Here is a 12900-nt window from a genome sequence, read left to right as displayed (position 1 = left end):
CAAAGGATTATGAGTTGCTGGGCGAGCTGATATGCCTAGAGAAAGCGTTCGTAGGCGAACGTAGGTTGGCATAGCTGGAGGCCCTGTAATACGTGGTGTTAAGCGTAATTTTGAGAAGGTTGCTCAAGCTGAGTACTGTACCGTGGTTGTACTGATTTTGCAGTCTTTGAGTTTCGCAATTCGCCCCGCAGTGAATTCTTCGCCCACGATCTTCTGTAGTGCCCCCGGGCTAATTCTCTCGCAGCTCCAAACCACGTTCCATTCACAGATCGAGAAGCAAAACGCGGCTTGGCCTAAGGCATGCGTATAGTCTGACTTTAAAGGTTGGCGATTGCGGTGACCTTTCATGTGCGCTAGATCCGTGCTGTCTAGGATCAGAATTGGGCCGCGCCCGCAGAGTTGGCGAGGCTGGTCAATGTAGCATTACACATTTCCGACTGCACCTGGCCTGCGTTACAGCCGCCACCCATCATTTAGCAGTGATTTTGGCGGCATCTAACCTACGTTAGGAGTTACCAGTATGTTCAAAGTAACCCCCAATCCGCCGGCAAGGTCCAACGCTAAGATCATCGATCAACGCGCTGTTGATCGACTGTTGTCCCATATGATTTTGGGTCAGAGACGGCACCGAGAAATCGTGCCAGGGCTTCAGTCCCCCTCCGTGAACCGCCGCCGCGTCAGGAAAAGCACCACGCCCAGCGGCACGGCCAGCAGTGCTAGCAGCTCCAGGTCAAAGCCCAGCACCTGCTGCTCACCAACCTTGAAGATGCTGACCAAGCCCGTTGCCAGCAGCGCCAAACCCAGCCACTTGCGCAACGGGTATGGTTTCAGAAACTGAACGAGGATCGCGCCCAGTACCAGAAGGACGACAGTTTGCATGATGTAGGGCATGTGCAGTTCCTCAGACCTTGATGACCAGCGTCACGACAGAGCGCTGTGGGCCAATCCCGCCATGGACCTCTCCCTCGATGCTGACCAGCGCGTCACCTGCATTCGGTCGTACATATCGACGACCATGCTGTTGACTTGGTAATGGGCGCGTTTCGCTTCGCCAAAGTGCAGCTCGCGCAGGCGACCTCGGTCGCTTTCCATGAGGGTGATTTGAGACAGATTGAAGACGATCCCTTCCTCGGACCTGTACTGCGTGGTCTTCTCGAACTTCATGCGCGTATCCATTCGTGCAAAAAGACGATGATTTTCTACAAGCGGTGACTAAGATGCAAACGGCCTTTGATGTGAGGCCCCGGGGAATTTGACGTCTGCACGGGTCTCATCGCCAGCAAGCCAACTCCCCGGCAGATAGCACCTCAAACGGGTGTCATGTATCTGTGGAGATCGATGGTGAGGATGTTGAGGGGTGGGTATACCGTCCATTCACGCTCGGTATCTGATAGGGTCAGCGGTTTCTGTGGACGTTTTGTGGACACTGATAGTGAATTGAAAGGAAATGATCCATCGAGAGTGAATGTCTCAGATGCACAAAAGCCGCGCAGTGCGCGGCTTTCGAGTTTGGTGGGCCCACACGGACTTGAACCGTGGACCAAAGGATTATGAGTCCTCTGCTCTAACCAACTGAGCTATAGGCCCTCAGTAGGCCGCGGATTATAGCGATGGTTTCCCGGCTGTGCTATCCGAAAAGTCTGAAACTGCGATACGAAGAAAGCTTGCGGCGAATTCGTCGGCGGGTAGAGGCAGACTGACGATGTAGCCCTGGATCTGTTCGCAACCCTCGGAAGTCAGGAATTGCTGCTGCGCGTGGGTTTCAACGCCTTCGGCTATGATCGTGAATTGCATGCTGCGACCCAGGGCAATAATTGCGCGGACAATGGCGGCATCATGCGGGTCGTCCGGCAGTCCGCGGACAAAGGACTGGTCAATTTTCAGGAAATCCAGCGGCAAGCGTTTGAGGTAGCTCAACGAGGAATAACCGGTGCCGAAGTCGTCGATGGCCAACTGCACGCCCAGACGTTTGAGCTGATGCAGGACTTCAAGTGCCTCTTCGGCCTGGCTCATGATGAAGTTTTCGGTGATTTCCAGTTGCAGGAAGCCCGGTTTGAGGCGGTTGTCCTTGAGCAGTTGTTCGATGCGGACCAGCAGGTTCGGCTGGCGTAGTTGTGCTCCGGCCAGGTTGACTGATAGCGGGCCGAAACTTTCATAGCGCTGGTTCCACTCGTGCATCTGCAGGCAGGCCTGTTCCAGTACCCAGTCACCGATTTGCAGGATCATGCCGTTTTCTTCGGCCAGCGGGATGAAGTGCTCGGGCGGAACATCGCCGAAAGCTGGATGCCGCCAGCGGATCAGGGCTTCGGCGCCTACCAGGCGCGGATGGTTGAGACTCACTTTGGGTTGATAGAACAGCGTCAGCTCATTGCGCTCGATTGCGCGGCGCAGTTCATGCTCCAGTGCCACGCGTTCGCTGGCTTGTGCGGTCAGGTCGCGGGTATAGCTTTCAACCCTGTTGCGACCTTTGGCTTTGGAGCGGTACATCGCGGCATCGGCGTTTTTGACCAGCGTGGCGACGTCGATGCCGTCATTGGGGTAGAGGCTTGTGCCAATGCTGGCGCTGATGAAGAACTCATGCTCGCCAGCCTGGAAGGGCGCGGTGAAGCAGTTCAGCAGCTTGTTGGCAATATGGTCGGCGTCGCTGGCTTGCTGCAGGCCCGGCAGCAGGATGATGAACTCGTCACCGCCCAACCGCGCCACGGTATCGATGTCCCGAAGTTGCTCTTTGAGCCGCACCGCGATGCCTTTGAGCAGCAGGTCGCCAACCGGATGACCCAGGCTGTCGTTGATGTGTTTGAAGCGATCGAGGTCAAGGAACAGCACTGCGCCCTGGCCACCGTTTTCTTGCTGGTTGTTGAGTGCGGTCAGCAGGCGGCTTTCAAACAGCGTCCGGTTTGGCAGCCCTGTCAATGGATCGTGGTGGGCCTGATAGTCGAGTTTGGCCTGAGCGTGCTTGAGGCTGGAGATGTCGGCAAATACCGCAACGAAGTGGGTGATGAACCGGTCTTTATTGCGCACCGCGCTGATGGTCAGCCAGCTGGGGTACAGCTCGCCATTCTTGCGCCGGTTGGAAATTTCGCCCTGCCAATGCCCTTCGGCGGTCAGTTGATGCCACATCGCCGCGTAAAAGGCGCTGTCATGCAGGCCTGAGGCGAGCAACCTTGGCGTATGGCCCAGGGCTTCGGTTTCGCTGTAGCCGGTGATCTCGGTAAACGCGCGGTTGACGGCACTGATGTGCTGTTGGGTGTCGGTGATCAATACGCCTTCTGCGGTGCTCTCGAATACCGTGGCGGCCTGTTGTAGTTTTTCCTGCATCAGATGCCGCTCGGTGATATCCCGGGCGATGGTCAGCATGCAATCGTCATCGCCAATCGGCAGCGGCCGGCTGGACATCTCGCAGAGACGGATCTGCCCATCGTTGCGGCGTATATGGCAACTGAAGTCACGCACGAAGCCGTCGCGTTTCAACAGGTCGAGCATCTGCCTGCGTTCATTCAGGTTGACCCAGATGCCGAGGTCGAAGGTCGAGCGGTCCAGCGACATTGCGCTGTTGAAGCCGGTGATGCGGCTGAAGCCTTCATTGACCTCGATCAGCAGGCCGTCGCTCACGCGTGACAGCAACAAGCCGTCAGGCGAGGCATGAAAGGCTTTGGCAAATTTCTCTTCAGAGGTTTGCAGTTGTTGTTGGGTTTCCTTGAGCTGGCTGATGTCACGCACTACCACGACCAGTGCGGGGGTGGTGTCGAGCTGGAAGGGTTCGGCGGAGATCAGGCCGGTGAACACCTGGCCATTACTGCGACGAAAGGGCATCTCCAGATTGCGGATACTGCCGGCTTGCAAGCGCTGCAAGAGCCCGGGGCCGACACCGGCGATGCCCCAGATGTTCAGCTCGGTGGCGGTCCGTCCGATCACTTCTCCGGCAGTGAGGCCGATTTGCTCTTCGAACGCCTCGTTGACCTCCAGCAGGCAACCGTCGGACAGGCGTGCAATGACCAGAATGTCCGGGCATTGCTGGAACACCGAGGCAAACTTCTGCTCGGAGAGGCGCAAGGCTTCTTCGGTTCTTTTGGCTTCGCTGATGTCGATCATCAGCCCGCGCAGTATTGGCTCGTGGCCGTGCTCTATCAGGCTGACGATGTCGCGTACCCAGAGGCAGCGTCCATCGGCAGTGATCACCCGGTAATCGAGGCTGTAATCGCGTCCGGCAAGTACTTCGTGATCACAAAATGCCTGGGAGCGCGTGAGGTCGGCGGGGTGGATGATGTTGCGCCAGAAACCTGGAATCAGCCAATGGGACAGGGGGTAACCGAGCAGGCCTTCGGCATGGGGAGATACGTAGCTGTACGTAAAATCGCTGATTCGCGCTTCCCAGGCTATCGCCGAAAGGCTCTCCACCAGGCCGCGGTAATGGTATTCGCTGGTGCGCAGCTCCTGTTCCAGGGCTACCCGGCGGGAAATTTCCGAGCTCAAGCGGCGATTGATGCGGATCACCACGGCCAGAACGGTGACCAGCAGCAGTACGCCGGGCAAGCCGTACATCAGCAGGTCGGACCAGAAAGTGCGGTGGTCGAGGACATTCCCGACCCAATGCTCCTGGATGGCGCTGATTTCACCCGGGCTCATGTCCGCCAGTACTTTATCCAGAATGCCGACCAGCATTTTGTCGTCTCGCGGTACGCCCATCGCCAATTGGTAGCGATACGGCGTTTCGCCGCTGACGTAGAGCCCGTCGAGTTTGAGTTGGCGAAGGCTCCAGACGCTTGAGGCCAGATCGCCGACTACCGCGTCGACCTCGTCGGTGGCCAGCGCCTGCAAGGTCGAGCTGACATTGGGCATGGGGACCAGATTGAGGTCAGGATGGTGGGTGCGCAGCAGTTCATGGGGGGCGTAGTTTTCCACGACGGCAACTTTCAGTCCGTAAAGGTCTTCCAGCTTGTGCGGCTGTGCACCTTTCACATGGGCCAGGATGACGATCGGAAAGTCCAGATAGGGCCGCGTGAACGCGAGGTAACTCTGCCGTTCGGGCGTCGACATGACGCCGGGCAAGAGGTCCAGCTTGCCCTGTTTGGCCTGTTTCAGGACTTCGGTCCAGCTTACAGGCTCAATGGGCGTGACCTTGATTGCCAGGCGATCACGCACGATGTTGATGTAGTCAGCGGCAAGGCCTTGGTATCGGCCTTGCTCGTCGCGAAATTCAAACGGTGGCCAGGAAGCGTCGACACCTAGGCGAAGTTCCGGGTGAGCCGCAAGCCAGACACGTTCTTCGTCGCTCAGAGTCAGCGCGCCAGCCGTTGTGGTCCAGGTCATCAGCAATAGCAAAAGCACGGCCGGCAGTCTGGGCATAACGGTCTCGTTATGGCTTGGGGGGGAATGTTTCGAGTGTAGACGGGCTAGGCGGTGGGAGCGAAGCGAAGGGGATTTAATCTACAGAAAGCAAAACCCCCGGCAGGGCCGGGGGTTTTGTGATCACTCGTCGAGGAAGGAGCGCAAATGCTCGCTTCTCGTCGGGTGGCGCAGCTTGCGCAGCGCCTTGGCTTCGATCTGACGAATCCGCTCACGGGTAACGTCGAACTGTTTACCAACCTCCTCGAGGGTGTGGTCGGTATTCATGTCGATACCGAAGCGCATGCGCAGAACCTTGGCTTCACGGGCAGTGAGGCCGGAGAGAACTTCGCGAGTCGCTTCTTTAAGGCTCTCAACGGTAGCAACATCGATTGGCGACTGCATGGTCGAGTCTTCGATGAAGTCACCCAGATGGGAGTCTTCGTCATCACCGATCGGGGTTTCCATGGAGATCGGCTCTTTAGCGATCTTCAATACCTTGCGGATCTTGTCCTCAGGCATTTCCATGCGTTCGCCCAGCTCTTCCGGAGTCGGTTCGCGACCCATTTCCTGCAGCATCTGACGGGAAATACGGTTGAGCTTGTTGATCGTCTCGATCATGTGCACCGGAATACGGATGGTGCGGGCCTGGTCGGCGATCGAGCGAGTGATCGCCTGACGGATCCACCAGGTGGCATAAGTCGAGAATTTGTAGCCGCGGCGGTATTCGAACTTGTCTACCGCTTTCATCAAACCGATGTTGCCTTCCTGGATCAGATCGAGGAATTGCAGGCCACGGTTGGTGTACTTCTTGGCGATGGAGATCACCAGACGCAAGTTGGCTTCGACCATCTCTTTCTTCGCGCGGCGGGCTTTGGCCTCACCGATCGACATACGACGGTTGATGTCCTTGATCTCGGCAATCTTCAAGCCGGTTTCGGCTTCAAGTGCGGTCAGCTTCTGCTGGCAGCGAACGATGTCGGCCTGCAGGCGACCAATGGCTTCAGCGTATTTGCTTTTGCCTTTGGCCAGTGCTTCGGTCCAGCTTTCGTCAACTTCGTTGCCCGGGAACTGGCGCAGGAAGTCGGCACGCGGCATGCGTGCATCACGAACGCAAAGTTGCATGATCGCGCGCTCTTGCTGACGCAGACGATCCAGGGCGCTACGTACACGCTCAACCAGGCCTTCGAATTGCTTCGGAACCAGTTTGATCGGCATGAACAGCTCAGCCAGCGCCAACATCTCGGCAATGGCCTGCTTGTTTTCACGACCGTGCTTTTTCAGCGCCTTGCGGGTGATTTCCATCTGATCGGCCACAGCGCCAAAACGCTGTGCTGCGATGACCGGATCCGGACCGCTTTCGGCTTCTTCTTCGTCGTCACTGGCTTCAGCGTCGTCGTCATCGGTGTCGTCATCCGCTTTCACGGCTTTCGGGTCGACAGGCGGCGGCACTTCTGCAGCAGGCGGCGCAATACCGTCGTCCGGGTCGATATAACCGCTCAGGACGTCGGACAGGCGGCCACCTTCGGTGGTGACGCGAGTGTATTCGGAGAGAATGTGGTCAACCGTGCCAGGGAAGTGCGCAATTGCGCCCATCACTTCACGGATGCCCTCTTCAATACGTTTGGCGATTTCGATTTCGCCTTCACGTGTGAGGAGCTCTACGGTACCCATTTCGCGCATGTACATGCGCACTGGGTCGGTAGTGCGACCAATGTCGGTCTCAACCGCTGCCAACGCTGCCGCCGCTTCTTCTGCGGCTGCTTCGTCGGTATCGGCGTCGGCCAGCATAAGGGAATCCTTATCTGGCGCAACCTCGAATACGTTGATCCCCATGTCATTGATCATGCGGATGATGTCTTCCACCTGTTCCGGATCTGAAATATCCTCCGGCAGGTGGTCGTTGACCTCCGCGTAAGTCAGGTAACCCTGCTCACGACCAAGGGTGATCAACTCTTTGATACGAGACTGCTGTTGCGCTTTTCCGGACATAACACCCTATCCACTGAAGGTCTTGGCGGGCAAAAAACAAGCCGAGGATTATACCTTAGCTATGACCTCACGCGCCACTTGAGGTCGGGTTTGATGCGGAAACATTCCGTTTTAGTAGGTCGCGCATCTGATTTGCTATTTGATTCGCTTCCTCGGCAGTCAATCCTGGCTGCCGTGCTTTCTTGATGAGGTCGTCGAGGGTCTGCGTGTGCTGACCCGCTGATAACCTAGTAATGGTGTCTAAAAACTGTTGTTCAAGGTTGTCACCTTCAATTAACCACTCCTTTTCCGCGAGTGCTTTAAGCAGGCGTCCTTGCTCGGTTCCATGCCAGCGGGCCATTAGCTGGATAGAGTTTAGCTTAGGATTTTTTTGCACGGCCTCGATCAGGGCTATTAGCAGTTGCGCATAAGTGTTGCTTTCATTTGCGAAGTGGTCGGCGGTCTCAACTTTGCCGGCCAGTTGCGGATGATGAATTAGTGTGCGCAGCGCAATCAAGGTGGGGGCCTCGACAGCAATCGGGGTGCGGGGTGGGCTCCGCTCGTCGCGTTTGCCTTTCTTGTCCCAGGGTTTGTTGTCCCATTTCTTGCCGCCGCTGCCCGGTTTTTTCGGCGTCCACTCCTGTTGAGGTACATAGGCCTCTTGCGGTTGGTGGTAGTCGGAATAGTCCGGCATGGCGTCGTAATCGATGCCGGGGTCGTAGGCGGGAGGTGCATCCTGTGGCGCGCTGTGCACCAGCTGACTGACTGCCTCGCTGTTCAGACCGGTAATTTCGGTCAGGCGCTGGCGCATCAGAGTGCGCAGGTTGGCTCCCGGGACTTTGTCGATCAGCGGCGCGGCGAGGGTGGCCATGTGGGCCTTGCCTTCGAGCGAGCGCGGATCGGACTCCTCGATCAACTGCTGAAAAAAATAGTCTGCCAATGGCTGGGCGTGTTGATTGATCCGCGCGCGAAAGGCGTCGGTGCCTTCGGAGCGGATCAGCGTGTCCGGGTCTTCGCCTTCGGGAAGGAACAGGAAGCGCGCACGCCGTCCGTCTTGCAGGCTCGTAAGCGTTGACTCCAGGGCGCGCCACGCGGCATTGCGGCCAGCCTGGTCACCGTCGAAGCAGAACAGCACGTTGGGCACCACGCGAAACAGCCGCTTCAAGTGTTCTTCGCTGGTGGCGGTGCCGAGTGTGGCGACGGCATTGCGCAGGCCTTGCTGGGCCAGGGCGATGACGTCCATGTAGCCTTCGACGACGATGATCTCATCGAGATTGCGGTTATTCTTGCGTGCTTCATACAGGCCGTAGAGTTCCTGGCCTTTATGAAATACCGGGGTTTCCGGTGAGTTCAGGTATTTCGGTTTGTCGTCGCCCAGTACTCGGCCGCCAAACGCGATGATGCGCCCGCGGCTGTCGCGAATCGGGAACATTACGCGATCGCGAAAGCGATCATAGCGTTTGCCGGTTTCGGCGTTCTCGATCAGCAGGCCGGCGTCGATCATGGCTTTTTGTTGCAGGGTGTCGCTGCTCAGATGCTTGAACAGATTGTCCCAGCCCGGAGGTGCGAAGCCGAGGCCGAAATCGCGGGCGATCTCGCCGGTCAGGCCGCGACCCTTCAAGTAGTCGACAGCTGCTTTTCGCGCCGGATGGCTTTTCAGTGCCTGGCGGTAGAAATCAGCAGCGGCGGTCAGCAGTGGGTAGAGCGGCGAGTCGGTCGGTTGCCGCGGTTTATGCGGGCGACCGCTTTCCTCGCGGGGGATTTCCATGCCGGCGGCTTTGGCCAGTTCTTCGACAGCCTGGGGAAAATCCAGGTTGTCGTGGTCCATGATGAAGCCGAGGGCGTTGCCACCAGCGCCGCAGCCAAAGCAGTAATAGAACTGTTTGTCCGGGCTGACGCTGAAGGAGGGGGTTTTTTCTTTGTGAAATGGGCAGCAGGCGGTGTAGTTCTTGCCGGCTTTTTTCATTTGCAGGCGCGAGCTGACCACATCGACGATGTCGGTGCGGTTCAGAAGGTCGTCAATAAAGCTCTGGGGAATTAGCCCGGCCATGGCGTTCTCGTCATCACTGCGCTGAAAATCTAACCCGCGCGAAAGGCGGCCTGATGCTGGTCATTATGTTGAGGCGCGGAGGATGTGCGGCTCGACCCGGTATCGTCTGCGTATTCGCTGTCGGGAAGTGTATCTGCCGAAAATCCGCTGGCGTTAGTGCTCATCGGTATTCGACTGTTTGAAAGTGTTGCGCTGAGTCCGCATTGGCCAAAGGGAGGCCTCGGATAGCTCATAAGCGGGCACGCAAAATCGTGCCTTGGGCTGATCGTCGTGAGAGGAATCAGTAAAAGGTTGTGCTCGTCAGTAGCCTTGGAAGGCTCGTCAGAAGAGACGTGCACCGCTGGCAAAAGAGCCAGGTCTGACGTGTGAAGCAGGTTTGTCTCGGTCGCGTCTGCGGCTTTGACAGTGAAGCATCAAGCGATATCCGCAAATGCCATAAGCCCGGCTGAGGGCCGGGCTTGGCAGAAGCTTGCTACGAACGTCTGCGTATTAGTACAGACGAACGGCGCGGCGCTGTTCGCGCTGAACTTTCTTGGCGTGACGCTTAACAGCGGCTGCTGCTTTACGTTTACGCTCAGAAGTCGGCTTCTCGTAAAATTCGCGGCTACGAACTTCAGCCAGAACACCGGCTTTTTCGCAGGAGCGCTTGAAACGACGCAGAGCTACGTCGAAGGGTTCGTTCTCTTTAACTTTGACGGCTGGCATCCAGAGCTACCTTCATTCATTACCGGGGTCAACATCCTCGCGGCAAAAGTGCACTTGAAGACGTCGGTTTTTAAGGGTTGCGGATGTTAACCCCTCATCGCTCGGAATGCAAAGCCTCTGATCGAAAACCGCTGGTCGGGGCATCACGTGGCGACTATTATGCGCGCCTTCGAATTTAGCCTAAACAAGGCGCAAACCCATGCTAGTACTGGGATTAGAAACCTCCTGCGACGAAACCGGCGTCGCACTTTACGACAGTGAAAAAGGCCTGTTGGCCGATGCACTGTTCAGCCAGATCGACCTGCATCGCGCCTATGGTGGCGTGGTGCCGGAGCTGGCTTCGCGTGACCACGTCAAACGTATGCTGCCCTTGATTCGTCAGGTGTTGGCTGAAGCCGACTGCGTGCCGACCGAGATCGATGCCATCGCCTACACCGCGGGTCCTGGCCTGGTCGGGGCCTTGCTGGTGGGGGCGTCCTGCGCTCAGGCACTGGCGTTTGCCTGGGGTATTCCAGCCTTGGGTGTGCACCACATGGAAGGTCACTTGCTGGCGCCGATGCTGGAGCCGCAACCGCCCGAATTTCCGTTCGTCGCTTTGTTGGTGTCCGGTGGTCATACCCAGCTGGTTCGAGTCGATGGCATCGGTCAATACGAGTTGTTGGGCGAGACGCTGGATGATGCTGCCGGTGAGGCGTTCGACAAGACGGCGAAGATGATGGGCCTCAATTACCCTGGTGGTCCGGAAATCGCACGATTGGCCGCGCAAGGCGTCGCCGGACGTTTCGTGTTCCCGCGTCCGATGTGTGATCGGCCGGGTCTGGACTTCAGTTTCAGCGGCTTGAAAACCTTTGCCTTGAACACGTGGCAGCAGTGCGTCAGCGCTGGGGACGACGGCGAGCAAACACGCAGCGACATCTCGCTGGCCTTCCAGCAGGCAGTGGTGGAGACTCTGACCATCAAGTGCAAGCGTGCCCTGAAGCAGGCGGGCCTCAAGCGTCTGGTGATCGCGGGCGGCGTCAGTGCAAACAAGGCTTTGCGTGTGTCCCTGGAGAAAATGCTTGGCGACATGAAGGGCGACGTTTACTACGCACGTCCGGAGTTCTGCACCGATAACGGCGCAATGATCGCTTTTGCCGGGTGTCAGCGGTTACAGGCCGGTCAGCAGGAAAGTCTGGCGATCAGCGTGCAGGCGCGTTGGCCGATGGAGCAGTTGTCACCTGTGTAAAGACGGGTGAGTCAGGGTCGTACTCGGCAAGAGTATTTAAAAATGCCGTTCGCGCCCGGCAAACAGGTCGCGTAGATTGCCGCGATGGCGCCAAACGATCAGTGCTGTCAGTGCGCTCATGGGCAGCAATGCTCCCGGCTCCTGCCAGGCCAGCAGTGGCAGGGTCAGGGGCGTGGCGATCAGGGCGGCCAGCGAGCTGGTGCGTGTGAGGTAGAAGGTCAATAGCCACGCGCCGATAGCGAGGAGCGCTGCCGGAGGGTAAAGCCCCAGCAGCATGCCGGCAGCCGTTGCAACACCTTTGCCGCCGCGAAAGCGGAAGTACAACGGATACAGATGGCCGATCACGGCATAGACGCCGACCCAGGCCTGTTGCTGTACCGAGAGGCCCGCAAGTCCTGCAATCAACACGGGTAGCAGGCCTTTGCAGAGGTCGCCGAGCAAGGTCAGGACGGCGAGTTTTTTGCCGGCCAGGCGTAACATGTTGGTGGCGCCGGCATTACCCGAGCCACTCATTCGCGGATCGGGATTACCGGTCAGGCGGCTGAGCAAAATGGCAAAGGACAGAGAGCCAAGCAGGTAGGCGAGGATCGCCAGTAACCAAAACATGCTAACTATTCCGGGCGAGGACGCCCTGATTCTAACGGCGCATTGCGCCCTTGTCGTGCTGCGGAGAAGAGTGCTTGGACAGAGTGTTTATCGAGGGCCTGGAAGTCGACACGGTGATCGGTGCCTACGACTGGGAGCGCGGCATCCGTCAGTGCCTGCGTCTTGATCTGAATTTCGCCTGGGACAATCGCCCGGCAGCGGCGGGTGATGACCTGGCCCTGGCGCTCGACTACGCCAGCGTGACAGCACGTATTCAGGCGTTTTCCGAGCAGGCGCAGTACCAACTGGTTGAAACCTTTGCCGAGCGTCTGGCCGAAGTCTTGATGAGCGAATTCAAGATTACCTGGCTGCGCCTCAAGCTGACCAAGCCGGGGGCTATCCCGGCTGCAACGGGCGTGGGCGTGGAGATCGAGCGCGGATGTCGCTAACTCAGGTATTTCTCGGGCTCGGCAGCAATGTCGAGCGCGAAGCTCATTTGCAGGCGGGGCTGGAAGCGCTTGCCGGTTTTCTGGTGGATATACGCTGTTCGGCGGTGTTCGAAAGTCAGCCGGTGGGGATCAAGAGCGGTCCGTTTTTCAATTTCGTAGTGTCGGCGTTTACCGATCTTCCGTTGACGGAGCTGGACCGTCGGTTGAAGTTTATCGAGGCCGACAACGGTCGTTATGCCCCCGATCGCAAGGGCTTGCCGTTGGATATCGACGTGCTGTTGTATGGCGATCTGGTGGGTAATTTCGACGGATTGATCCTGCCTCGAGCGGAAATCCTGAAAAATGCCTTTGTGCTGTGGCCGTTGTCGCTGATAGCGCCGGACAGGGTGCATCCGGGTGTAGGTAAAAGTTTTGCCTCTCTGTGGAGTGAGGCGAAGATTGATCAGGTATTGGCGCCGGTTGCGTTTGAGTGGCGCGGTGAGCAGTTGACCCCTTCGAATCTGCTGTGACCTTGATGACGCCATCGCGGGCAAGCCTGGCTCCTACAATATTGTGTCGTACGCCATTTACACGCTCGGCATAGGTCTCGT

At 57.8% G+C, this 12900-nt stretch carries 10 protein-coding genes and 1 tRNA gene; 3 read left to right on the top strand and 8 right to left on the bottom strand.

The window, feature by feature from the left end; translation table 11 throughout:
- Positions 1-648: 648 nt before the first annotated feature.
- The 7 genes from AABM55_RS26715 to rpsU all read right to left on the bottom strand — a co-directional run bounded on the left by AABM55_RS26715 (position 649) and on the right by rpsU (position 10051).
- Positions 649-891, bottom strand: coding sequence for a hypothetical protein (locus AABM55_RS26715; RefSeq protein ID WP_054594326.1), 243 nt, complete (start codon positions 889-891; stop codon positions 649-651).
- A 30-nt stretch (positions 892-921) separates the two neighbouring features.
- Positions 922-1164: a hypothetical protein gene (locus AABM55_RS26710; protein ID WP_347928169.1), complete on the bottom strand. Its 243-nt coding sequence runs from the start codon at positions 1162-1164 to the stop codon at positions 922-924.
- 346 nt (positions 1165-1510) lie between these two features.
- Positions 1511-1587, bottom strand: a tRNA-Ile gene (locus AABM55_RS26705).
- Positions 1588-1602: 15 nt separating this feature from the next.
- Positions 1603-5346 carry an EAL domain-containing protein gene (locus tag AABM55_RS26700; RefSeq protein ID WP_347928168.1) on the bottom strand — a complete coding sequence of 1248 codons (3744 nt, stop codon included), beginning with the start codon at positions 5344-5346 and terminating at the stop codon, positions 1603-1605.
- Positions 5347-5469: 123 nt separating this feature from the next.
- Entirely contained in the window at positions 5470-7317 is a 1848-nt protein-coding gene (rpoD, locus tag AABM55_RS26695) for an RNA polymerase sigma factor RpoD (protein WP_019693936.1), read from the bottom strand.
- Between the two features lie 67 nt (positions 7318-7384).
- A complete protein-coding gene (dnaG, locus tag AABM55_RS26690) occupies positions 7385-9346 on the bottom strand; it encodes a DNA primase (RefSeq protein ID WP_054594323.1) in 1962 nt (653 codons plus the stop codon).
- 489 nt (positions 9347-9835) lie between these two features.
- Positions 9836-10051 carry a 30S ribosomal protein S21 gene (gene rpsU / locus AABM55_RS26685; protein ID WP_002551877.1) on the bottom strand — a complete coding sequence of 72 codons (216 nt, stop codon included), beginning with the start codon at positions 10049-10051 and terminating at the stop codon, positions 9836-9838.
- 199 nt (positions 10052-10250) lie between these two features.
- On the opposite strand from rpsU, the gene tsaD reads away from it, so the two are divergent.
- Positions 10251-11276, top strand: a complete 1026-nt coding sequence (gene tsaD, locus AABM55_RS26680) for a tRNA (adenosine(37)-N6)-threonylcarbamoyltransferase complex transferase subunit TsaD (RefSeq protein WP_054594322.1) — start codon at positions 10251-10253, stop codon at positions 11274-11276.
- A 36-nt stretch (positions 11277-11312) separates the two neighbouring features.
- On the opposite strand, the gene plsY is transcribed toward tsaD, so the two are convergent.
- On the bottom strand, positions 11313-11882 hold the full coding sequence (gene plsY, locus AABM55_RS26675; protein WP_054594321.1) for a glycerol-3-phosphate 1-O-acyltransferase PlsY: 570 nt from the start codon (positions 11880-11882) through the stop codon (positions 11313-11315).
- Positions 11883-11956: 74 nt separating this feature from the next.
- Here plsY and folB point away from each other — a divergent pair, with 74 nt between their 5' ends.
- Positions 11957-12310 (top strand): dihydroneopterin aldolase, encoded by a 354-nt coding sequence (gene folB, locus AABM55_RS26670; protein ID WP_347928167.1) that lies wholly within the window; start codon positions 11957-11959, stop codon positions 12308-12310.
- Positions 12301-12819 carry a 2-amino-4-hydroxy-6-hydroxymethyldihydropteridine diphosphokinase gene (gene folK, locus AABM55_RS26665; RefSeq protein ID WP_347928166.1) on the top strand — a complete coding sequence of 173 codons (519 nt, stop codon included), beginning with the start codon at positions 12301-12303 and terminating at the stop codon, positions 12817-12819. Before folB ends, folK begins: the two co-directional genes overlap by 10 nt.
- Positions 12820-12900 lie beyond the last annotated feature (81 nt).

Origin of the sequence: Pseudomonas helvetica, assembly GCF_039908645.1 — a bacterium.
Lineage (GTDB): Bacteria > Pseudomonadota > Gammaproteobacteria > Pseudomonadales > Pseudomonadaceae > Aquipseudomonas > Aquipseudomonas helvetica.
The sequence above is the reverse complement of the archived record's forward strand: the minus strand, read 5'-3'. Positions and strand labels throughout refer to the sequence as shown.